A 23,355-nucleotide genomic window follows, 5' to 3' on the forward strand; every position below is an offset into this window, starting at 1 on the left:
AAAAATGGAAAAAGCTCTATCTCAAGGCTGGCGGCAATATGAATCGAAAGTCTATGGCGCTCTGCATATCGCCATTCTGCTGCTGTCGGTATTTCTTGTCATCACCATTTCGGTCAATACGTTTCGCAATCTCTCGTTCCTTAATCAGGGCAACTACATGACCATCCAGTTGTGGGTGTGTACCCTCTTCATGTTTGACTTCCTGCTCGAACTGGTCTTGGCTCCCCACAAGTGGCGCTACCTGAAGAGTCACTTTGTCTTCTTCCTCGTGTCGATTCCCTATCTCAACATCATCAACTATATGCATATCGATTTTTCGCCGCAGGCCGGGTACTTCCTGCGATTCATCCCGTTGGTGCGCAGCGGCTATGCCCTGGCCATCGTGGTGGGGTGGTTCACCCGCAACCGGGCGTCGAGTCTGCTGGTGTCGTATCTCACCATGCTGTTGGCCACGGTCTATTTTTCGAGTCTGCTCTTTTTTGTACTCGAGCACGATGTGAACCCGCTGGTGGTGCACTATACCGATGCCCTGTGGTGGGCTTTTATGGATGTAACCACCGTGGGGTCGAATATCTATGCCGTCACGGCTACAGGCAAAATTCTGTCGGTGGTGCTGGCGGCATTGGGTATGATGATGTTTCCCATCTTTACCGTCTATGTGACCAATCTGGTGCAGCAGACCGCTCAGCGCAAATCGAACTCGTGACCTGCCTTCGGGTGGAGCCGATGGCTGTTTCTGTGTCGGGGCGATAAAAAAGGCAAGAGCCGGGAGCAATCTCCCGGCTCTTGTCGTATAGGATGGGGACCGATTGTTAAGCGGTTACCGTTACCGAGTCGCCGCTGAATACCGACAACCCCAGTTTGTTCATGACATATCGGATGGCCAGTTGGGCTTTGACCGAGTTGCCGGCCGCATCGATAGGTGGGGCAAAGGCCGAGATGCCCATCACGCCCGGCAGCACACCCATGATACCGCCTCCTACACCCGACTTGGCCGGGATGCCCGATGTGTAAAGCCAGTCGCCCGTGCGCTCATAGAAACCTACGGTCGAGATGAGCGAGGTAATCTTGGGCGCCAGCGAGGCGTCGAAGATGGTCTGTCCCGTTTTGGGATTGACTCCCTTGTTGGCGATGGTGGCCCCGCACACCGACAGCTGCTCGGCGGTGATACCCAGCGAGCACTGCCGGGTGTAGAGGTCGAGCGAGAGGTCGGGGTCGTCGTAGATGCGGTTGTAGTTCTTCAACAGCCAGGCGATGGAGCGGTTGTTGAAGTTGGTTTCCGACTCCGATTTGTACAGCTCTTCAATCAGTTCGGGAGCGCTGCCCGAGAGCAGGGTGATGTTCTCGACAATGGCCTCCCACTTTTTTTGAGCGTCGCCCACCGGCTGCACCATGCTGCACGCAGCGATGGCACCGGCATTGACCAGCGGGGTGGAGGGGTGGTCGTTCTCCAGCAGGATGGCGACAATCGAGTTGAAGGGCAGGCCTGTGGCATCGGCACCGATCATCGACAGCAGTTTGTCGGCTCCGTATTGGCGCAAGACCAGGATGGCGGTGTGTACCTTCGATACCGACTCGATGCCAAACTTATACCGGGTGTCGCCCACCTCGATGAGGTGTCCGTCGGTGAGGCACACGCTTATCCCGAACAGCTGGCTGTCGATGCCGGCTAGATAGGGGATGTAGTCGGCATTCTTGCCGTCGTGGTTGTTGCGGTAGAGGTCGTGAGCCTCGTGCAAGGTCTGCTCGATTTGAGCAATCGAAATGGTCTTTTTCATACGCTTCTATTTTTTAGATTTGCGACGGAATCCCGTGTGGGTGAACATGGTGCTCTCTACCTCGATATTCTTCTCCTGGGCGATGCGGGTGGGCGTAGGATACTCGAGCTTCTCGAGGTCGGCTACGGCGTCGCCTATATCCTTCAGCAACATGTCGGCCATGTCGCGGCTGAAGCCCTGGCGCACGACGATGCGCATGACCACATAGTTCTCGACACTCTTGGGCAGCGAGTAGGCGGGCACCATCCAGCCACTCTGACGCAGACGGTCCTGCAGGTCATAGAGGGTCCATTTGGCATTCTTGGCATAGTCGGGGTGCATGTACCAGATGAAGAGCGGGTTTTCTACCCGGTCGCTGTAGTTGACAAAAGGTTTCATTTTGCCAATCTCGTCGTGCAGGTATTGGGTTATCTGCATGCTGTTATACTGGATGGCCTTGTAGCCCTGGAATCCCAACCGGATGAACTGGTAGTACTGACCCAGAATCTGGGCGGCCGGACGTGAGAAGTTGAGCCCCACTTGAGTGATATCGGCTCCCAGGTAGTTGACGCTGAACGACATGTCGTCGGGCAGGTATTTCTTGTCGCGCCATACGACCCAGCCCAGGCCGGGATAAACCAGTCCGAACTTGTGGCCCGAGGTACTGATGGAGAGTACCCACTTCAGCCGGAAGTCCCACTTCTTGTGCGGTTCGAGGAAGGGCAGGATGAATCCGCCCGAAGCGGCATCGACGTGAATGGGGATGTCGTAGCCCGTCTTTTTGTTATACTCGTCGAGCAGGTGGTCGAGGCGTTCCACGTCGTCGTTCAGGCCGGTCCAGGTAACCCCCTCGATGGGGACGATGCAGATGGTATTCTCGTCGCACATCTTGAGCGCTTCGACCGGGTCGAGGGTGGGCTTGTAGAGGGTGAGCGGTACCTCGCGCAGCTCGATTTGCCACAGTTGGGCAAACTTCTCCCACACGATCTGGTAGGCCGAGGAGATGACAAAGTTGGGCTTGTCGGTAGGCTTGCCTTGAGCCTGACGTTTCTTGCGCCAGCGCAACCAGGCGGCCACGCCACCCAGCATACAGGCCTCCGACGAACCTATGGCCACGGCGCCGCTTTTCCATTTGGCCTCTTCGGGCGAGTTCCACAGATTGGCCATGATGTTGATACACTTGGCGTTCATGACGGCGATGCGGGGATACTCCGTCTCGTCGATATAGTTGATGTTGATGGCCTCGTTCATCAGTTTGGTCGCATACTTGTCCATATAGGTGGTGACAAAAGTGGCGAGATTCAGGCGGGGTTGCGTCTGTGCAAAAGTCTCGTCTTTGACCATTTGGTAGGCGATTTCGGGGGTGGTTGGCGCATCGGGTATGCGCTCTACGGGTGAGGGTTTCAACATTTCGTCAGACCCGAAGATGCTCGTTTTGGCATCTCCTTCTCTTAAACTAAAATCTTTCATTGTATAAAGTTTTTATGAATTAGACCTACGAAACCGGGGCTCCCCGCGGGAGTGCGGCTTCTTGGTGTCACAACAGTCCCGGTGGGGTGAAAGTTTGGTGCGTTGGGTTATTCCTGCACAATTTGGCACTTGTTAAGGACGGGCGAGTTAAACATTCGGTGGTGTAGATTGTTTTCCACCTGTAAACGTGTCGGCAGGGATGCCGGCCATAAACTGCATGACTATGAAAATAGAGACCGGGCGGGGTACTATCCCGCTCATTACCTTGTTGGGCATCTGGTCCATATCGGCACTGAGTGCCTTACCGGGACTGGCGGTGTCGCCTATTCTCGGACAGTTGTCAACCATCTTTCCCCATGCGTCGGAGTTTGACATACAGCTGCTCACCTCGTTGCCGTCGTTACTCACCATCCCCTTTATTCTGCTTTCGGGTAAGCTCACCGAGCGGGTGAACAATGTGCTTCTGTTACAGGTGGGGCTGGTGGTCTTTGCCTTGAGTGGGGTGCTCTACCTCTTCTCGGGGCAGATGTGGCAGCTGATTGCCGTGAGTGCCCTGTTGGGGATTGGGGCCGGCATCATCGTTCCCCTCTCGACGGGACTCATTTCGCGCCATTTCACAGGACGATACCGCACACAACAGTTCGGGTTGAGCTCGGCCATCACCAATGTGACGCTGGTACTGGCTACGATGCTCACCGGCTATCTGGCCGAGGTGAACTGGCATCTGCCCTTTGTCGTTTATCTGGCTCCGCTGTTTTCGCTGTTGCTCTCTTTTTCACTGAAGCGCGACTCTACCTCGGCACAGCCGGTGACCCAGAGTTCGGCCGGACGTATCGACACCGGGCGGCTTGTAGGGCTGATGGCCTTTTATGGGCTCATTACCTATCTGGTAATTATCGTTAGCTTCAACCTGCCGTTTCTGATGAAAGAGTATCATTTCGACACGGGAGCGTCGGGGGTGATTATCTCGCTCTTTTTCCTGGCCATCATGTTGCCGGGCTTTTTCCTCAATCCCATTCTGTCGTTCCTGGGATCGCTCACCAAGTTTACGAGTCTGGCTTGCATTGCCATTGGGCTGGTGCTTATCCTCATGTCGATGAGCGAGTGGGTATTGGCCGTCGGGGCTATCTTCATAGGTCTGGGTTATGGGGTGATGCAGCCGGTCATCTACGACCAGACTACCCGGGCTGCCGATGCTTCGCGGGCCACTTTTGCCCTGGCGCTGGTTATGGCCATGAACTACCTGGCCATTCTGCTTTGCCCGGTCATTATCGATTCGCTCCAGTCGATTTTTCACATACACACCCAGCGGTTTGCCTTCGAACTCAACCTGGGCATTACGTTATTAACGGTTGTGTGGGCTTACTGGAAGCGTCACTCCTTTTTGTTTAACGATGCCCCGGCCAACTCGATACAGTCATGAAAGGGTGGAGTAACAAGGTGGCGATGGCCAACTGGGCCATGGTGGTGTCGAAGGTCTTCGGCGGACTGAACGTGAATGCCCTGCACTACCTGCTGCCTCTGTGGCTTGCGCCGCTCACGGGGGCCACCTTCAGGTGTGTGTTTGCTGCTGTGGCCTTTTGGATTCTCGGCCTTTTTGCCCGTCCCGAGAAGGCTTCGACTCGCGACAAATGGATTCTCTTCGTGATGGGAGCGGTGGGTATCTATGGCTATATGTTTTCCTACCTGATGGGGCTGAGCAAGACAACCCCGGTTTCGGCCGCCATCTTTACCTCGATGCAGCCGATTTGGGTCTTTGTCATATCGGTGCTTTTCATGCGCGAGCGGGTCACACTGCTCAAGGTGGTGGGTATTTTGGTGGGGTTGGGTGGAGCGTTGCTCTGTATTCTCACCCAAAAGAGCGACGATCTGGCCACCGACGCGTTGACCGGTAACCTCTTTTGCTTGATGAGCTCGGTCATCTACGCCATCTATCTGGTATTGAGCAATCGGTTTCTGAAACGCACGGGTACCTATACCCTCATGCGCTACACCTTCTCGGGCGCAGCCGTGTCGAGTCTGTTGGTGATGGCCTTTACCGGCTACGATGCCCCGTTGTTCGAGTCGCCGCTCCATTGGTGGCCACTGGCTCTGTTGTTGTTCGTGCTGATATTCCCCACGGTCTTGAGCTATCTGCTGGTGCCGGTTGGGTTGCGATATCTGAAGACGACGGTAGTCGCCATTTATGGCTACCTTATACTCATGGTGGCCTCGATTACTTCGTTCCTCACGGGGCAAGACCGCTTCAGTTGGACTCAGATTCTGGCCATGGTGCTTATCTGTGTGGGGGTGTATGCGGTAGAGATTGCCGAGAGCCGCAGCAGCCGTGCGCCCACGTCGCGTTTACATTCGTCGCCTCATTCGTGACTCTCTCTTGTACAACAATCGGGGAGCCCGTTGCCACATCTTTTTCAACTCTTCGGGGTTGCGGGCCACGATTACCGTGGTGACTGCCACGAGTATGATGCCGATACCCCAGGCCTGTATCAGGCTGCAGCTTTCGCCCAGGAAGAGGATGCCCATGACTACGGCGGTGAGCAGTTCCATACACCCCAGTACGGCCGTGGTGGTAGAGCCTATGTGCTTGACGGCCAGAATGAGGGTGAGGTTGGAGATGAGTGTGGGCACCAGGGCCAGCAGAAAGAGGTCGATGCCGGTCGTCCACGAAGGGACCGGTGCCAGCCCTTCGCCTCGCACCAGCAGATTGGCAAGGAAGAAGAGACTGCCGGTCGCGAGAATATAGAAGGTGAGTTTCAGACTGTCGATGCGGCCAATGCTCGACCGGTTCAACCCTACGATATACGAGGCATAGGTGAGTACGGTGGTGAGTGCCAAAGCCATACCCGTGGGGTTGATTTCCCCGCCTTCGCTCCCGCTCAGCAGGTAGATACCGCCCAAGGCCAGTAGCGTAGCCACAGCCACGGGAACCGATAGCCGTTCCTTGAAAAAGACCACCATCAGTATCGTCACCAGTACCGGGTAGAGAAAGTGCAGCGTGGTAGCCAGCCCGCTGGGGATGTAGAGATACGACTGCGTGAGCAGGAACGAAGTGGCGGCATAGAGGAAGGCAAACCCCGCGATAACCGGCAGTTGCCGCTTCTCGATGCGGAGGCTCTCTCGCTTGGCCAACAACACGACTCCCACCAGCAGGGCCGAGATGGCAAACCGATAGAATACGACCGAGTTGACCGACACCCCGGCCTTCAGGGCGGGGATGGCAAAGAGGGGTACGAGTCCGAAGGTCGATGACGACACTACGGCATAAATCAACCCTTTAGCCGAATTTCTGCTTTCTCCACTCATTGGGGTTTGGCCTCCAGATACCTTTAGTTAATCGATGTTGAATGAATATCAGGGGCTGTATTGAAAAGAGGAGTTTCAATACAGCCCCGTAAAGGTAAGAAATAATCATCTTATGGCAGTACTTGACTGTCGAAAGGTTGTTGCATTATCGGCCCAGGCACTCGTTGATATAGGCTTTCATCGCAGGCACGGCAGCCTCGGCGCTTTGCAGCAGCTTGAACTGCGCGCGGGTGCGCACCAGGTTGTGGTCGGGATACTTGATCTTGTAGTAAGTATCGCCGTTGATATAGTCGGTGAGGAACCGCACGGCCTGCATGTAGGGGAAGAGGGTAGCGGCGTAGGGCAGGTTGTCTATTTCGACATCGGTGAGGAATACCCGGGCTGTCTCCAGATAGCCTTTGGTGAAGGCTTTGAAAATCTCCATGTTGAAGTTGACGTTGTCCAGATTCTTGTCGTCCTCTTCGCCGGTGTTGGCGGCGGTGCGCATGAAATCGCCGAAGTCGGAGAAGATGTAGCTGGGCATCACCGTGTCGAGGTCGATCACACACAGCACCCGGCCGTTCTCGTCGAACATCATGTTGTTCACCTTCGTGTCGCAGTGACAGATGCGTTTGGGCAGTTTACCCTCGCGGTGCAACCGCTCGGCCAGACACATGTCGTAGGCGCGCTTCTCGAGTTCGTCGAGCAGAGGTCGTACCTCGGCCACCCGTCCCACGGGGTCGGCGGCTACAGCCTCGTGCAACTGTTTCAGACGGAACTCCATGTTGTGGAAGTCGGGAATCGTCTCGCCCAGTTCTACCGGGATGTCGGAGAGCATGGCCTGGAAGTCGCCGAAGGCTTGCCCGGCATAGTAGGAGTATTCGGGAGTTACGGCCTCGTAGCTCTTGGCATTGTGGATGAAGATGAGCACTCGCCAGTAGTTCTCGCCATCGAAGTAGTAGAGCTTGTGGTCTTTCGTGGGGATGAGCGTGAGCACCTTGCGGTCGATATCGGTCTCGCCACGGGCCTCGAGTTTGTGGCGGATATGGGTTGTCACCTGGTAGAAGTTGTTTTGGAGCATATCCACGTTGGTGAAAATAGTGTGGTTGATGCGTTGCAGTACATAGTCGGGAGCCTCGGGCGGAGTAGTAGTCACTTTATACGAGTCGTTGATGAGGCCTGCGCCCAGCGGCTTTACCTCGGTCACTGTCCCCTCCAGAGCGAAGTGCGACAGGATTTCGTTTAAGTCTTTCATAATGTGTGTCTATTTTATGGAATGAATAACATGGATAATTAGATTGTCACTCTTATTTCAAAGGTACGCAAAAAGCCTTTATCCGACTATTATTTGTCGAAATTTTAAGAAAAAAATAGATTCGGAAGTAACCGTAATATCAATTCTATCGGGCCGGTCCGGATGCGCAGGGAGAATATCCCGGCTCCCAGTGTTGCACCTTTCCAATATATTCCCCCCTCGTGAAACCGCTATGGCTCGAGATAACAACCTCTTGCCGATTGGTCTGGTGCAAATAGGAGGTTTATTCTTGCCACATTCATGTAAGGGTAGAATATCTCGCTGGGTAAAAATCTCGGGCGAATATTGCTTTTTGCTCTTACCTTTTGTTATATTTGCAAACTTAGTTATTTACCAAAATAGTTACGCGATGATTGAAAAAATTAAAGAAACCGCTGCCTACATTGCTTCGAAAGTGCAGGTATTGCCCAAGACCGCTATCATATTGGGTACCGGGCTGGGTGAGTTGGTAAACCACATTACCGATAAAATCGAGATACCCTATACCGAAATTCCCAACTTCCCGGTATCGACCGTCGAGGGTCACCAGGGGAAACTCATCTTCGGTAAGCTCGGAAAGAAAGATGTGATGGCCATGCAGGGCCGATTCCACTACTACGAAGGGTATGATATGAAACAGGTTACCTTCCCCGTGCGGGTGATGAAAGAGTTGGGCATCGAGCACCTCTTCGTCTCCAATGCGGCCGGCGGTATGAATCCCGACTTTGCCATTGGCGACATCATGATTATCCGCGACCACATCAACCTCTTCCCCGAGCATCCGCTGCACGGTCGCAACTACAACGAGCTGGGGGTGCGCTTCCCCGATATGAGCGAAGCCTATTCGCACCGTCTTATTGCCAAGGCTCTCGAGATTGCCGAGAAGAACGATATCAAGGTACAGCAGGGGGTCTATGTAGGTACACAGGGCCCCACGTTTGAGACCCCGGCCGAGTATCGCTACTTCCGCATCATCGGCGGCGATGCCGTGGGCATGAGCACCGTGCCCGAGGTGATTGTGGCCCGCCATGCCGGCATCGAAGTGTTTGCCGTGTCGGTCATCACCGACCTGGGTGTCGAGGGTATCGTCGAGAAGTGTTCGCACGAAGAGGTACAGAAGGCCGCTGCCGCCGCTCAGCCCAAGATGACCTTCATCATGAAAGAACTTGTAGAACAATTTTAAACGACAAACAATAAAAACAGAGCAAAGCCCATGACCTTCGTGGGCTTTGTTTGCTATGCCTATGGAAGCAGAAAAACGAACCGAAATCGCTTCGTTGGGAGAGTTCGGACTCATCGACCACCTCACGAAGCAGATACAACTCAAAAACGCCTCGTCGCTGAAAGGGGTGGGCGACGATGCCGCCGTGCTCGACTATCAGGGCAAACGCACCCTGGTCACCACCGACCTGCTGCTCGAAGGGGTACACTTCGACCTCACCTACGTTCCCCTGAAACACCTGGGATACAAATCGGCCGTGGTCAACTTCTCCGACATTTACGCCATGAACGGTACCCCGCGGCAAATAACCGTCTCGCTGGGCGTGTCGAAACGTTTTTCGATCGAGAACCTCGAAGAGCTATACGCCGGCATACAACTCGCCTGCGACATCTATGGTGTCGATCTGGTAGGAGGCGACACCTCGGCCTCGATGACCGGCCTTACCATCAGCATTACCTGCATCGGCGAGGGCGATCCCGATAAAATCGTCTATCGCAACGGCGCCCGCGAGAACGACCTCATCTGCGTGAGTGGCGACCTGGGTGCCGCCTATATGGGGCTGCAACTGCTCGAGCGCGAGAAACGCATCTTTGCCGGCGAGACCGAGTTCAAACCCGCCTTCGAGGGGCACGAATACCTGCTCGAACGCCAACTGAAACCCGAGGCTCGCAAAGACATCGTGGCCGAGCTCGACAAGGCCGGAATCGTGCCCACCGCCATGATGGACATCTCCGACGGCCTCTCCTCCGAGCTGCTGCACATCTGCTCGCAGAGCCACGTGGGGTGCCGCATCTATGAAGACCGCATACCCATCGACTATCAGACAGCCTCCATGGCCGAGGAGTTCAACATGAACCTCGTCACCGCCGCCCTCAACGGAGGCGAAGACTACGAGCTGCTCTTTACCGTACCCCTCGAGAAGCACGACGCCGTCGCCGCCATACCCGGCATACGGGTGATAGGCTACATCACCAAGCCCGAGCTGGGTTGCTGCATGATTACCCGCGACGATGCCGAGATTACCCTGCGGGCACAAGGCTGGAATTCCCTGGCCGAAGAAGAGTAGGGGCCCAATCGCCAAGCAAGGAACATTCCCGGGAGAGGTGGGGTAGGCCGGTGCCATAAACCCATCTCCCGGGATTCTCTTTCAAGCCTCTTGTAATCAGGGGTTAATCTCTCTCTTGGGCAGACGAATTATCCCCCTTACCAAGCTTTTTGTTAGAAAAGTAAGCGATAAATTTGGTAGATTCAAATGTATCCATTACCTTTGCACACGCAAAAACGCTGGTGCCATAGCTCAGATGGTAGAGCAAAGGACTGAAAATCCTTGTGTCCCCGGTTCGATTCCTGGTGGCACCACTTCGAAGAAAAGCAAAAGACAGTAAAATCCTGATTTCCAAGCGAAATCGGGATTTTTTGTTTTCCTCAAGCACGCAAAAAACGGCAAAATATTACCGTTCGCGGTGGAGCAAAAGGTGGAGATAAAAGGTGGAGCAAAAATCTCCACCGAATTAGAGCCTTTCTCACTGATTTACAATGTTTTGCGTATCAAGAAAACGTGGTCGGTTTCCTACTTTTGTCCAAACTAAAAACTGTAGGAAAAATGAAAAGAAGTTCATTCAATGTGCTTTTCTTCTTGAAGAAGACCAAGCTGCTGAAAAACGGAGAAGCATCCGTTTGTATGCGTATCACAGTAGATGGTACGCGAGTTGAAAACAACATCCGCAAAAGCATTGCTCCGTCTCTCTGGAGTCAGGCTAAGGAATCCGCCAGAGGCAAAAGCCGCAAATCATGTGATCTGAATGCCTATATCGAAAATGCGAGAATCAAATTACATCAGATTTTTTGTGAGTTGGAAGAACAGAACCAGCCTATAACGGCACGTCTGTTACAGGAAATATTTTTCGGACAGGACAAAGAACCGGAAGCGGTACGCACCCTCATCGGTACCATACAGGAGCACAATGACCAATGCCGTGCCCTGGTCGGGAAAGACTACGCCCTGATTACCGTTCGCCGTTATGAAAGCTGCAAACGCTATCTTGCCGAACTTATCAGACAGAAATACGGAAAGGATGATCTGCCGCTGGCGGAAGTCAACGGTGAGCTGGTACGTGCCTTTGAATTTTATCTGAAGACGGAAAAGGAATGTCAGCAGAATACCGTCATCCGTTATATGAAATGTCTGAAGAAAATTACCAATCTGGCACTGGCCAATGAATGGATAGCCAAAGACCCGTTTATCGGTATCAAGTTCCACGAAAAAGAAGTGATCCGTGAGTTTCTTACTATGGATGAACTGCTGACCATCTACCACAAGGAGTTTCCTCTGGAACGAATCACCGTAGTCCGTGATGTTTTTATTTTCGCCGGCTTCACAAATGTTGCACTAAATAAAATACGGCTGTAAATCAGTAAGTTACCATCAATCAAAAAGAGAATAGGTAATGGTTTAGAAACCATCAAGCTTCACCATTCTGCTTGTTCTCAATAAGTCAATCAACTAATTGCAAAGGTATAATTTTATCGTTGAATTATCTGCATTTACTTGAAAATAATTTGTAGCGGCAATAAAAAATAGACTGAAGAAAGCATAAAATTGATGTAAAATGAGTATTTTTGTACAGTGAAGTTAAATGCGTATATTTGTATGACAAAAATATTTCATCCAAATCGGCTAAGAGTTGTATTGGCTGAAAAGCAAATCAAAAACAGATGGCTTGCAGAACAACTTGGTAAGTCCGAAATGACCATATCCCGTTGGTCAACTAATAAAACTCAACCCTCGCTTGATCAACTTATAGAAATAGCAAAACTATTGGATGTAAAGTTGGATGATTTACTTGAACCATATAATACAAAATAATTATGGAATACACAATAGGTGATATAATTGAAAAAGCAAAAGTTATCAATATAAAAGATTTTGGTGCTTTCGTAGAAATAAGTCCCTCTCAAAATGGACTTATTTACTTTACTCAAATTGTTCCGAAAGTAGAATACGGCGATGTTGCCAGTGTTTTATCTCTTGGGGATGAGATACGATGCGCTGTATCTGAAATTAAACCTGACGGAAAGATTAGCTTGACAATGAAAATAAGAAAGCGTATTGAGCGCAAGCATCAAATTAAGCAAGTTAAGAAAGATATAGCCAATCTGTCGGACGAAAATACGAGTTTGCGTTCTATATGGATGGTACTGACAAATATTCAGCACTATATGCTGAAATATATGCAGTTGGCAATTCCGCTTAAGAAAGGCTCTGCCTGTTTGAATCCTAAAGGCAACAAATTGATTGCTCAAATAGATTCACAAATCCACTTTGACAATTTCAAAAGTGAGGTAAGAAGGCTTTTTAGCACAGAAGTCATTCGGCATAATCAGTTACCTGGTTTCTACTATTTTGAAACCGACGTTGATTTATGTTCAAATATGCAAGACTTTGTTGAGTCTTGTAGCAATATGTATATTTCCGTTCATCCTAATCCTACTGTTGAAATACAAATTAAGTATGCAGATGACACTTCAAGAGAAATTATTAAAACACGACTTCAAAACTACTATTCGCAATTGGATTTCTTTGAACTCAGCAACAATTTGATGATTGTTACTGTTCCATATGAAAATCGTACTGCACTGGAAGACTTGAAGGAAGAACTCGGCTATGCATTAAATGGTATTCGCAATGGAGTTCCAGACTCAACAGAAGAAGAACAAATAGCTTATGATCCAGCAAGATTTATTTACGAGATTAATTATCCACAAGATGGAGCAGACCGCTTTCTATTGACTTTCGACAACGAAACATTGTTAGACAAAGAAGGACTCCGCTTCGGTAGTCTTTATGGACAAAGTTTCATCGTCAAGGACGGAGAAGCTGAATACAAACTTGGCAAACTCTGCAAGATTGATTATCCAAATGTTGCGTTCAATCTTTTGCCAGAAGATTGCGGTAAGATAAAGGAAATGGCTGAGAATGATTGCATCACTGCTGTTATTCCCGACATGGACGATATGACTGGTGAAATAGAAAAAGTCAATCGTCTTAGAGATTCGTTCGACAGAATCACTGAGCATCCAGAAGATTTGGTCAATCCTCAACTTGCTTCCTATCTGTTTGACGCTTCAAAAGCCACCAAATTAGAAAATGAAGTTATAAAAAAACGAATTGAACAAATAAGAAAATGCCAACTCAACGAATCCCTTAACGAATCTCAAATTCGAGCGATTGCAAAAGCGGTTGAAGCCAAAGATCTTGCCATTATTCAAGGTCCTCCGGGCACAGGCAAGTCAACAGCCATTGCAGAATTGATTTGGCAATTGGTTCAGCAAAAGCCGGATAGCAGAATATTGCTTACATCGGAAGCTAATCTTGCTGTTGACAATGCTTTAGATAGAGTAAAATTCTCAGTTCATAATATTGTTAAACCAATTCGTGTAGCTGCTGGTGACAAATTTTCTGCCGAAGGTTTTGCGTACTCACAAGTGGAGATGAAGAAGTGGGCAGGAATCGAAATGTCAGATATTGACACAGAGGACAATGCTGTTGCCATAGATACAGACGAATACAAGTCGTTTAATCCGCAGGAACTTGTATTAAACAGATGGATGAAGAACATCTACAAACGTTCACAACTTCACTTGCAACGAGAAGACTTGAAGCACTTGTGGTTTGATTTTCTCACGGATTTACCGTCCGAATGGCGAAAGGAAGTATATCAGGAATACGTCAGCCATTGCAATGTCATAGGAGCTACTTGTAGTTCTATTTCCGATACCAACTACTCTGCCACAGAAGCAAAAGGAAAACACAGAGATTCACGTTTCATCAAACGTTTTCGTGCAATCTTTGGCGAGACAGAGAAAAACGGTTATCCTGTATTCTTGCGTTTCAACACGGTTATTCAAGACGAAGCTAGCAAAGCGACCCCAGCTGAATTGTCTCTTCCTCTTGTATATGGCGAGAAGGCCGTGATTATTGGCGACCATCGTCAGTTGCCACCTAATCTTGACAGGGAAGACATCTTATTCAAACTGCACATGCAAAGGTTGAAAGCCGACAGCAGGGAAGAACATGACCAGATAACACAATTAGAGTCATATGTAAGAAAGAATTTCGACATTCTGGAAAAGTCGCATTTTGAAAGACTCTTCCGACAAATTGATTCATCTCTACGTGGTACTTTCGACACACAGTATCGTATGCACAATGACATTAATCGTGTCATTGAGCAGTTCTATATTGATGACGGTGGACTAAAATGTGGTGTAGCCAACGAAAGCCGGGAACACGGCATTGATATTCCTAATCTCATTTCGCCAAACAATCACGTAATTTGGATAAACACATCTTCTCCAGAAGTTCGAGACGGAACATCACGAGCAAATAGAGGCGAGGTAGAAGCCATAGAGTGGGTGTTGTCGCAGTTTTCAAAGTCAGAGAGTTTCCGCAGTTATCAGGAATCTCTGCCTACTAATGAAGACCGAGAAATCGGACTGATTACATTCTATGGCAGTCAGTTGAAACGATTGAAAGAAATAGTGGATAAAGAAATAAAGAAAGGACTCAGTATAAAGATGAGTTCTGTTGACCGATTCCAGGGAATGGAGCGCAACATCATCATCGTTTCGTTGGTAAGAAGCAACTCCATTGCGCAGAAATGGGGACAAAAACCAGACTACAACAAATTCCCAAATGTAGGGTTCCCGGCACAAAAAGAATACGGTTTTGCCAAATCACCAAATCGTCTTAACGTGGCTTTGTCACGAGCAAAGAGACTGCTTATCATCGTTGGCAACGGTGAACATTTTAGCAATTACACTAACTCACAAGGGCAAGCCATTTACAAGAATGTATTCGATGAGGTAAAAAACAATCCTAATGGCAGGATTATAGAATGGAATGTTCGCAAACCGAAGCAAGAACGTATGGCGAAGATTGTCAAAGTACCAATGCCTATACAACGTTCTGTAAACCTGAACACTCGTGACATCAACACAGAAACAGACAAGAATCTGCGTATAAAAGAAACATGGCTTACACCAGACGGGCAACCCATTGAAAATCCGCATTTCGCAGTCCTTGAGTTGTCAACAAAAGCGGTGAAACTGCTTATTGGCAGAGACGAGGAAACAATCAGGACTGCAACACGATTCGATTTCAACAATTTCATTCGTGATGCTGCCAAACCTGAAGCAGGTAAAGGTTTGGACAGCCAAAACATAATGAATATGGAATACTTTAGAGGAAGGGTTCTTCCTGTAATCAAGAGAATGAAACAGAAAATGCATTCTGAAGGGGTAGATGTGGTTTACACTGTTGCCACGGCTGCCTATCGTACTGCAAAGAATCGCGATGAGGTGATAGAATGCATTCGTCGTGAAGCAGAAATAAATGTACGCATATTGTCGAAGAAAGAGGAATCTGTGGCAACAATGTTTGCCTACGGCATATCATCACGTTACAAGTTAGAGATCCAAAAGTCAAGACATTCAGTGATGGTTGACCAAGGTGGTGGTTCTACCGAAGTCAGTGTATTCAATCAAGGCGAATTGGAAGGTTCATACAGTATTAACCTCGGTACAACGGCCTTGCGTAATATCCTAACAAAAGACGTTTCACCAACTACGCTTTTGATCGATGCTTTTAAGAAGAGCGACCAGATGCTGAGAGAAAGAATGGTGGCATTTACCAAGAATATGAATACAACTATGCAAACCAACGAAGATACATTCTGTGTCAGCGTGGGTTCCGCTATTACTCATGCAACAGGGAAAAAGAACAATGCTTCGCAACACGATAGTATTCTCAATTACGAACAGATTGCAGAAAAGATAGAAAATATCACAGTGAAATTACAAGAGAAATTCAACACTGTAGGCGATTTAGTGCGTTGGGAACAACAAATGACAGGTGATACTATAGATGATATGCTTACTTTGCGTATGGGACTGCCAATGTATCTACTTCTTATGGAAAAATTCAATATCAAGCAAATTCATGTTTGCGGAACAGGTTTGTGGTATGGTATATATTTACAGCATCTTTTTAATGTAGCCGACTGATTATGAATACTAAGACATATAATAATTTGATATATCGTTCTGTTGAGAAAGACAGACAATCTCGTTCGCTTGTTTTGAAAACACGCTCATGTATTGTTGAATATTATACTGTCCACAAACTTGAGCCATTAGACATACTTATTGGCGAACTGCTTCTAGAAAGCGAGAATACAAGACTTGAATATGTTGTTTTAGGGCAGATTCTTGGTTTTGATGTAGAAGCTCGACCAGAAAATGATATGTATTATGACGAAGCAGAAAACAATTTGTTCCATAAGTTCCTGAATTCGGTACAAGATTGGGGAATAATAGACGTTGACAAAGAAAATGGTCTCGTAACCCTGACGGCTTTAGGCAAGGTTTGTTTGCAGAACAAAAAGAAATACAAATTCTTTACCGCACAAACAAACGCATTGGAATTTGACCGTTTGAAAGCAGCTGACGGCGGTATCGTATCGCTTTATCCGTTCCATTCAGAATTAGGTTTGTCTCTTTCGCTTGATTATGCCAAAACACTCAATTACGAAGATTGTTTGTGTGAAGTAATCAACTGTGAGACTGACGATGTACTGATAAATAACTTGAAGTTGCAAGTTCCAGAAGGAATCTGTGTTTACAAAGCCGAGCCCACCAATTATTTGGGTGTAAAGCCAATCAAACTGGATATTGAACTTTACGAGACAGAAGGCAAATATTCACTGAATTTCATTTCGGCTGGCAATAGCTGTCCGGTGTTGAATGCTCTATTTGAACTTGGTGTTAATGCTGATGCAAAAGAACGTAAAGTGGAACAATGCCTGTACTATCGCCTTGTCAACAATCCAGATGTTATTCTGGACTACAAAGTTTTGCAGCCATTTGAAGATATTATCGAGGTTGACCGACTGATAGAAGATTCCAGATTAGTTTGGACTGACTCACAATTACTTCAGCTTATAATTTCACAATGTGATGCTGATCGTTGGCATTCTTTGTCAAAATATTGCGATGTGGAAGTCTTGAAGAATATAATCCCTGACCACATTCAAGACTTGGACTGGGGAGCATTGACACTCAGGCTTGACAGCCAATATATTTTCACCCATTCAACGGATTATCCGTGGGATAAATACACGCTGTTTGCTCGCACTCCCGTAGAGAAGGAGTTGATACAGAAATTCCTCGTCGAATATTCATTCCCAGAGGGGAAAGACGATGACCAATGGGATTGGGATGACGTTCTACCTATTGTTGGTATGGACTTCATCACGCAACATCTTGGCGACATTCCGTTCGACCTTACCGATATCACAAAAGAACTGGATGACACGCAACGTCAATACATAGTAATAAATCCCGATGCCCGTTGGGATTGGCAATTTGTAGTGACTGAATATCCTATTGACTTTATTATCTCTAATATCGCTGTCTTGTATCCGCATATCAATATGCAGATACTTGTGCGGCGCATTTTTGCAGACAATGAACTCGCCAGCCTTTATGCAACATCGCAACCGCTGAAAGACAGTATCCTGGCCTCAGAACTTCCTCTGCGATTCAATGCCAACAGTCTTGGTTTTGTTTGGACTGACGAAATTATTGATTTCTTTGAATCGTGTAGGTTGATTTCTTGGCCATCAACTACATATCAATCAGGTTTTGAGTGCAACCCGAACTTGGTTTGGGATGCGAACTTCTTCCAGAAATACAGCGACAAAGTAACAACTCCGCAAGGTTACAGTTGGGTTTCTCGCCGTGTAACAGATTCAGCAATTGTTGACAACAACCCGAATTTCCAATGGAATAAAATTGCGTTGTCACAGAATCCAGCAATTTGCCACAACCTCGCTTTCATCACCTCGCATTGGAATGTAGTGGATGCCGCGACAATTATCATGTGTTGCGATACTGCAATGTTGGAAGAATTGTTTCTTTCGTTGTCAGCAAAAACAATGGTCGGTCAATTGCTGGCTACGTCGTTGGATATTCAGAAACGACTGATTGCAAATCTTTCTACAGAAACCATTCTTAACAGTTACTCAGAAGGATGGAACAAAACTCTATTTACAGAAAGTATTTGTCAATCTGTTGACTTGGCAACATTAGATGAAGTCGTATGGCATGAAATGTTGGATTGGGAATATCTGACAGCAAATCTGCCTGTTGCAGACATTAAATCGAATATAAACAAGTATGCTGACAAGTGGAATCATATTGTTTTTGCCAATCGTGTTACTGGCAAAGAATTGTTAGCTGACAAGTTTCTGGAAACTTATGCCGAGGTAATTTCTGAACAGAACTTGACGAAAGAAATCTGGCCAGTAATAACCTGCAAATTCCCTGCAAACGAACTCATTTCGCTCGTCGAGGAATACAGCGATGAACAATATCGCTGGGATTATGCTCACATGTATGAGCTGGCTGATTTTCCTGCAAAAGAATATATTGAGCAACATACGGAGAATGTGCGGTGGGCTGAGTTCTCGGCATCTGCCGCGGCAAACAGGCTGTTCTCAAAGACTGGTGCAAACAAAACACAAAGTTTGTGGCTGCGCATATACGAAGACATGCTGAACAATGACGGTTATCAGTGGGATTTCAACAAACTGACAAAACAGCCAAACATCTTGAAACTACCAAAACTGTTCTTACTGAAAAAAGAATGGGATTGGGAATACATATCTGAACACGCAATATGGATATCAGCTCAGGAAGGCAAAGATTATTATTTCAAGTTGTTTGTTGACTTGTTGGATTTCGGTAAGTTATCGCATCGCACAGACATTGAACTGACAGAGAAAGTTATTGAGCAATACGACAAGAAAAAGCAATGGGATTGGAATGCTTTGGTGCAGAATGAAAGCATAAACTTTTCGTTTGAATATATCGACAAGCATGAAGACAAACCTTGGAATTGGCATTCCCTTGCACATCGCGAAGGTTTACCGTTTGATGTAGTTCTCAGCCACAAGGAAAAAGATTGGGATTGGCATTACCTGTCAACTCTCGACATCTTTGTGCTGTCTGTTGATTTGCTGACTTATCTTGCCGAGCATGATTATGAAATAGACTGGAATTCAGTTTCTGAAAACAAGGAACTTACAAGCGATGTCATTGATACATTCAAGGATAAAATTAACTGGAATGTGTTTGTCAATTGTTGTTCCGCGCTCCGTTCTATCGCAACAGTTGATTTCTTGAAGAAATACAAGGATGCTATTTCCTGGGAAGACTTCAATGAACGTCTTGGTGTGGATGTTGAGACTGAAATGTTGCAGGAGTTTGCCAATCGGCTCAATTGGAGATTTGTTTCTCAGTCACAGAAAATAAAGTTTACAGAGGAACTGGTTCGCAAGTACGAGGACAAATGGTTCTGGTCAGAATTGATGCGGAATATAAAATTTCAAGAAGATATTCCTGATTTTGAAAACATTTTTGCCAACCATCGCAGTATTGTTACATTTACCGACAGAATTAAGAATTATCGTAGTAATCCGTGCATCTACCACTTTACGCATTTTTACAATGCAATAGATGTTATCCGCAGCCGAAAGATTCTCAGTCGAGATCGTGCCGAAGAATTGGGATTGTTGAAATATGATTCTGCTGGTTCGGTCATATTCCGCAGTAGTAAGGCACACAAATTTGCTCGTTTCTATTTCCGTCCTTGCACTCCTACTCAATATTATAACGAGGCCTTGGGTGCTGATTCAAAATTAGGTGAGTGGAGAACAAAGTGGTATAAAAATTGGTATGGTGAATGGGAATTTACACGCGAATGGAAAAGCAAATATCCAAAAGCTGTTGAACAGGGTCTACCGAAATGTCCTGTACCTGTGTTCTTCAAGTTCGACATAGATGAAGTCTTGGCGAAGATTCCAGAGAAATGTTATTACAGCGACAGAAATATGCAGTCGGACACCCCGAATGTGTATCAAATCATTGTTAAACCAGAATCATTGGGGCTTGAATATCTGTATAGCACAATGCAAGACGCATATATAACAGCAAAAAGTTCTGGCAAATATAATCGTGGGGTTCATTTGGACGAGATGAGTAAAGTGAGGAGATACTCTCAACAAGAATTCCTTGTTATGTCGGAATTTGACTTTAGCGAAATCAAGTCTCTCCAAATTATCTGCTACGACAATTCTTATGCGGAGCTTTTGAAAAAAATCTTTGCAGATGATCCAATCTCTGAGAAGATTGTGGCATACGGTGATGAGAGGCTTTTTGAGAGAGAAAACCGCAGACTTAATCTTTCGTCATCAGAAGACAACGTTCGTCTGTCAACTGACTTCGAGGATGAATACTATTTCAACATCACAAGCGAGAAAATGTCTGAAGTGGAGTTCGACTTGTCTGCTTGCGAAGTTATCTATGACACAACAAACGAACTACGCTTAAAGGGAACTATAGCATGGAAGAAGACAGACATTCCGTTCAATATCTTTTTCGTTGACCCGAAAGCAAGAACAAAAGAATGGCTCGTATATCAAAACATTTAACATAAGCGACATGAACAACATAAAGATAGTAAGAGGAAATATCTTCAATACGAAAGCACAGACCGTTGTCAATACGGTCAATTGCGTGGGCGTGATGGGAAAAGGCATTGCGCTGGTTTACAAACTGCGTTATCCGCAAATGTTTGACATTTACCACGATTATTGCAAGCGGCATCTTATCAGTATTGGTAAACTGTGGCTTTATAAAGGTGATGGAACCGACCCATGGGTGTTGAACTTCCCGACAAAATTTCATTGGAAGTATCCAAGCAAAATAGAGTATATAGAACAAGGACTGAAAAAATTTGTTGACACATACGATAAATGTGGTATTACATCCGTTGCATTCCCAATGCTGGGAACACACAACGGTGGACTCGATAAAGATGCAGTTCGAGCACTTATGATTAATTATTTGTCACAATGCAATATTCCTATTGAGATTTACGACTACGATCCAATGGCTTCTGATGATTTATTTGAGACATTTAAAGAAAAATGGTTTTCCATTCCATCTAATGAATTAAAGAAAGTGACTCAAATTCGACAGAAAAAACAGATAGACATTATCGATAATGCGCTTCGTTGTGATAATCTTAAGTCAATGATCTCCCTTATATCATATCCTGGTATTGGTATCAAGACTATGGAGCGTTGTTTTAAAGTTGTAATGGGCTTCCAAAAACAGCTTGTTTTATTTGCCGATAGATAAACAAAAGCTCTATACATGAAAAGCCAAGTCGAAATATGCACCATAACAATACGCATCGTTTCGACTTGGTTAAAAAATCATTTAATGTGCATTCTTCAATTTCTCCTGCATCAGACTGTCCGACAAGGTTTTTAACCCCTTGTCGTAGCAGTCAGCCTCCTGCTGTATCCATTCGATGGCTTTCTCGTTGCGATGGATGTCGAACACATCGTTCAGCCAAAGGATATGATTGGCGTTGCATCCTCCCCATGAGCGGATGACACGGAATTTCAACGCATCGTCCGCATACTGGCGTTTGGATTTCCAAAGCTCAATGTTGCCCCAAATGGAAAGACTGCAGACGATACCCATGCCAACCAAAAGAGAAAACACTTTGTTGGACTTGATGTCGAAGCTGTGTCGGTGGATATGCTCCTGCGGCTCGTTTTTCTGTTCTTCCGAACTTCGGACAAACGACTCTTTCAAATCACGCAACAGACCCAGTATTCTGTTCGATGTCTTTACTTCCGATTCCCCGAATTTGGTCAGCATGGCATTGGTTTGCTCCTGATGTTCCTTTGCAGAACTGTCAAACAAATCCTTTATGGAAGCCAAATCCATTGCAGGAGCTTGTTCTTCTGATTGACTGCTGCTTACTTTGGGGGCGTTCTCCAATCTGTCATTGATGCCCTTTAAGCCATTTTTGATGTCCTCAAAGAGCGCATATACTTCGTTATTATCCATATTTAGAATCTTATTTTACGTTGTTTCTTTTTCTTGTTCCTGCGTTTTAGCTGTTCCTCAAAATAGTTCTCATCTGCCTGAGCGTTTGCATTGTCCGGCATGAAAAGACCAATCGAACTGCTGTACAAATCATCGTTGCCCCTTGATCCGGATGGGAGTATAGGCAGTTCTTCACGATACGGCGATGATATGATTTCCTGCCGTTCATTCTGCCTGTTCCGTTCTAATGCAGCGTCAATCTTGGAAAAGCTAAACCGCCTGTCAATCTTGGAACCGCTGAACGAATAGCCGTGCATAGTGAAAACTACACCTTGCACTTCGTTCGACTTACCCTTGTACTTGAACTGCATTTCCACGCCTTGTTTCTTCAGATTAGCGGCTAACTGTCGCCAGTTTCCGCACCTTGAAACCTCCGATTTAAGGATGGAATAAAGCCCGTACTTAGTCTTGTCCGGTTCTTTCAGGCGGTGCTGCTTCACCCGCTCCTTGCCGTTGGCGAAGTACAGGTTATATTTCTTCGTCAGTTCCTTACTGATGCGTGCGCTGCGTATCCGCTCGTTGCGGTCACTGATTGTCCTGCCGTCATTGGCGATTCGGTTGAACGCTATATGCACGTGCGGATGCTCCTTGTCGAAGTGGCGCACGATGAGAACCTGCGTGTCGGTTATCCCCATTTCCTTCAGGTATTCCAACGCTATTCCAGCCATTGCGCGGTCGGTCAGGCGGTGTTCATCTTCCTTATGGAAAGCCAACGAGATGTGTCCGACAGGCTTCGTAACCTTTGGATTCATCTTTGATTGTGCCTCGAAGCTCATGGCTATCGTGTCCTTGTCCTCAGCAAACAGACCGTAACAGACAAGGATTTTAGCGTCCTTTTCCTTGTCAAGGATGTAGTTTACCACACCCTTGAAACTGCTTCCTTTTACGATTTTAGCTATCATATCCGGCAGTCATAAGAGGATTAAATTCAGTAATTCTTCAATCCGTGCCACGAGTATGCGGCACTCCATCCTCACCGTGACGAAGCCCGCGGCGTTCGCCTTGTGCGCAAGTTGGTTCAGGTTGTTCGCCATGCCGCAGAGCTTGCGGACATAACCAGTATGTTCCGGCGTGAGCCGCTCCTTAACCTGCCCTTCCCTCATGCAACGGCGCAGGAACTCCCCGGCGGATATGCCTGCGCTCCGTGCCTTGCCTTTCAGCGTGTAGTAGTCCGATGTCGCCATCTTCACCGTAAGGCGGTATTTCAGCTTGTCCGCCGCTCCTTTCTTGGGGCGACCTCCCTTGTTCCTGTTACCAGTTTTTTGTTTCTGTTCCATTGATTTCTAATGATTAAAGTGTGCATA

Annotated in this window: 16 protein-coding genes, 1 tRNA gene and 1 pseudogene; 11 read left to right on the forward strand and 7 right to left on the reverse strand. The window is 47.1% G+C overall.

The window, feature by feature from the left end:
- Positions 1-4: 4 nt before the first annotated feature.
- Positions 5-706 (forward strand): potassium channel family protein, encoded by a 702-nt coding sequence (locus B5G10_RS08560; RefSeq protein WP_087424322.1) that lies wholly within the window; start codon positions 5-7, stop codon positions 704-706.
- 106 nt (positions 707-812) lie between these two features.
- On the opposite strand, the gene glsA is transcribed toward B5G10_RS08560, so the two are convergent.
- Positions 813-1,778 carry a glutaminase A gene (gene glsA, locus B5G10_RS08565; protein WP_087424323.1) on the reverse strand — a complete coding sequence of 322 codons (966 nt, stop codon included), beginning with the start codon at positions 1,776-1,778 and terminating at the stop codon, positions 813-815.
- A 6-nt stretch (positions 1,779-1,784) separates the two neighbouring features.
- On the reverse strand, positions 1,785-3,227 hold the full coding sequence (locus tag B5G10_RS08570; RefSeq protein ID WP_087424324.1) for a glutamate decarboxylase: 1,443 nt from the start codon (positions 3,225-3,227) through the stop codon (positions 1,785-1,787).
- Between the two features lie 223 nt (positions 3,228-3,450).
- Here B5G10_RS08570 and B5G10_RS08575 point away from each other — a divergent pair, with 223 nt between their 5' ends.
- Positions 3,451-4,650 (forward strand): MFS transporter, encoded by a 1,200-nt coding sequence (locus B5G10_RS08575; RefSeq protein WP_087424344.1) that lies wholly within the window; start codon positions 3,451-3,453, stop codon positions 4,648-4,650.
- Positions 4,647-5,594, forward strand: a complete 948-nt coding sequence (locus tag B5G10_RS08580; RefSeq protein WP_087424325.1) for a DMT family transporter — start codon at positions 4,647-4,649, stop codon at positions 5,592-5,594. Before B5G10_RS08575 ends, B5G10_RS08580 begins: the two co-directional genes overlap by 4 nt.
- Here B5G10_RS08580 and B5G10_RS08585 read toward each other — a convergent pair.
- Together B5G10_RS08585 and B5G10_RS08590 are read right to left on the reverse strand one after the other, a co-directional pair.
- Positions 5,571-6,530, reverse strand: coding sequence for a DMT family transporter (locus B5G10_RS08585; protein ID WP_087424326.1), 960 nt, complete (start codon positions 6,528-6,530; stop codon positions 5,571-5,573). The two genes, B5G10_RS08580 and B5G10_RS08585, sit on opposite strands and share 24 nt — an antisense overlap.
- A gap of 145 nt (positions 6,531-6,675) precedes the next feature.
- A complete protein-coding gene (locus tag B5G10_RS08590; protein WP_087424327.1) occupies positions 6,676-7,764 on the reverse strand; it encodes an aminoglycoside phosphotransferase family protein in 1,089 nt (362 codons plus the stop codon).
- Between the two features lie 409 nt (positions 7,765-8,173).
- Between B5G10_RS08590 and B5G10_RS08595 the strand changes: the two genes are divergently transcribed.
- From B5G10_RS08595 to B5G10_RS08630, 8 genes and pseudogenes are all read left to right on the forward strand, one after another.
- A complete protein-coding gene (locus B5G10_RS08595; protein WP_087424328.1) occupies positions 8,174-8,986 on the forward strand; it encodes a purine-nucleoside phosphorylase in 813 nt (270 codons plus the stop codon).
- A 61-nt stretch (positions 8,987-9,047) separates the two neighbouring features.
- On the forward strand, positions 9,048-10,091 hold the full coding sequence (gene thiL, locus B5G10_RS08600) for a thiamine-phosphate kinase (RefSeq protein ID WP_087424329.1): 1,044 nt from the start codon (positions 9,048-9,050) through the stop codon (positions 10,089-10,091).
- A 220-nt stretch (positions 10,092-10,311) separates the two neighbouring features.
- Positions 10,312-10,384: transfer RNA gene (locus B5G10_RS08605), tRNA-Phe, on the forward strand.
- Between the two features lie 244 nt (positions 10,385-10,628).
- Positions 10,629-11,414 (forward strand): annotated as a pseudogene (locus B5G10_RS08610) (phage integrase SAM-like domain and Arm DNA-binding domain-containing protein); the annotation flags it as partial.
- A gap of 261 nt (positions 11,415-11,675) precedes the next feature.
- Positions 11,676-11,891, forward strand: a complete 216-nt coding sequence (locus tag B5G10_RS08615) for a helix-turn-helix transcriptional regulator (protein WP_087424345.1) — start codon at positions 11,676-11,678, stop codon at positions 11,889-11,891.
- A 2-nt stretch (positions 11,892-11,893) separates the two neighbouring features.
- The gene (locus tag B5G10_RS08620) at positions 11,894-16,090 is read left to right on the forward strand and encodes an AAA domain-containing protein (RefSeq protein ID WP_087424330.1); all 4,197 of its coding nucleotides are present in this window, start codon (positions 11,894-11,896) and stop codon (positions 16,088-16,090) included.
- A gap of 2 nt (positions 16,091-16,092) precedes the next feature.
- Complete coding sequence (locus tag B5G10_RS08625) at positions 16,093-20,577, forward strand: DarT ssDNA thymidine ADP-ribosyltransferase family protein (RefSeq protein ID WP_087424331.1); 4,485 nt, start codon at positions 16,093-16,095, stop codon at positions 20,575-20,577.
- 10 nt (positions 20,578-20,587) lie between these two features.
- Positions 20,588-21,289, forward strand: coding sequence for a macro domain-containing protein (locus B5G10_RS08630; protein ID WP_087424332.1), 702 nt, complete (start codon positions 20,588-20,590; stop codon positions 21,287-21,289).
- A gap of 81 nt (positions 21,290-21,370) precedes the next feature.
- Here the strand turns inward: B5G10_RS08630 and B5G10_RS08635 are convergent, their stop codons facing one another.
- The 3 genes from B5G10_RS08635 to mobC are packed head-to-tail and all read right to left on the reverse strand — an operon-like array spanning position 21,371 to position 23,328.
- Positions 21,371-22,012, reverse strand: a complete 642-nt coding sequence (locus B5G10_RS08635; RefSeq protein WP_087424333.1) for a hypothetical protein — start codon at positions 22,010-22,012, stop codon at positions 21,371-21,373.
- A gap of 2 nt (positions 22,013-22,014) precedes the next feature.
- Positions 22,015-22,953, reverse strand: a complete 939-nt coding sequence (locus B5G10_RS08640) for a relaxase/mobilization nuclease domain-containing protein (RefSeq protein ID WP_087424334.1) — start codon at positions 22,951-22,953, stop codon at positions 22,015-22,017.
- 9 nt (positions 22,954-22,962) lie between these two features.
- Positions 22,963-23,328 carry a plasmid mobilization relaxosome protein MobC gene (gene mobC, locus B5G10_RS08645; RefSeq protein WP_087424335.1) on the reverse strand — a complete coding sequence of 122 codons (366 nt, stop codon included), beginning with the start codon at positions 23,326-23,328 and terminating at the stop codon, positions 22,963-22,965.
- Positions 23,329-23,355: the final 27 nt, after the last annotated feature.

The organism is Barnesiella sp. An55 (genome assembly GCF_002161555.1).
GTDB classification, from domain to species: Bacteria; Bacteroidota; Bacteroidia; order Bacteroidales; family Barnesiellaceae; genus Barnesiella; species Barnesiella merdipullorum.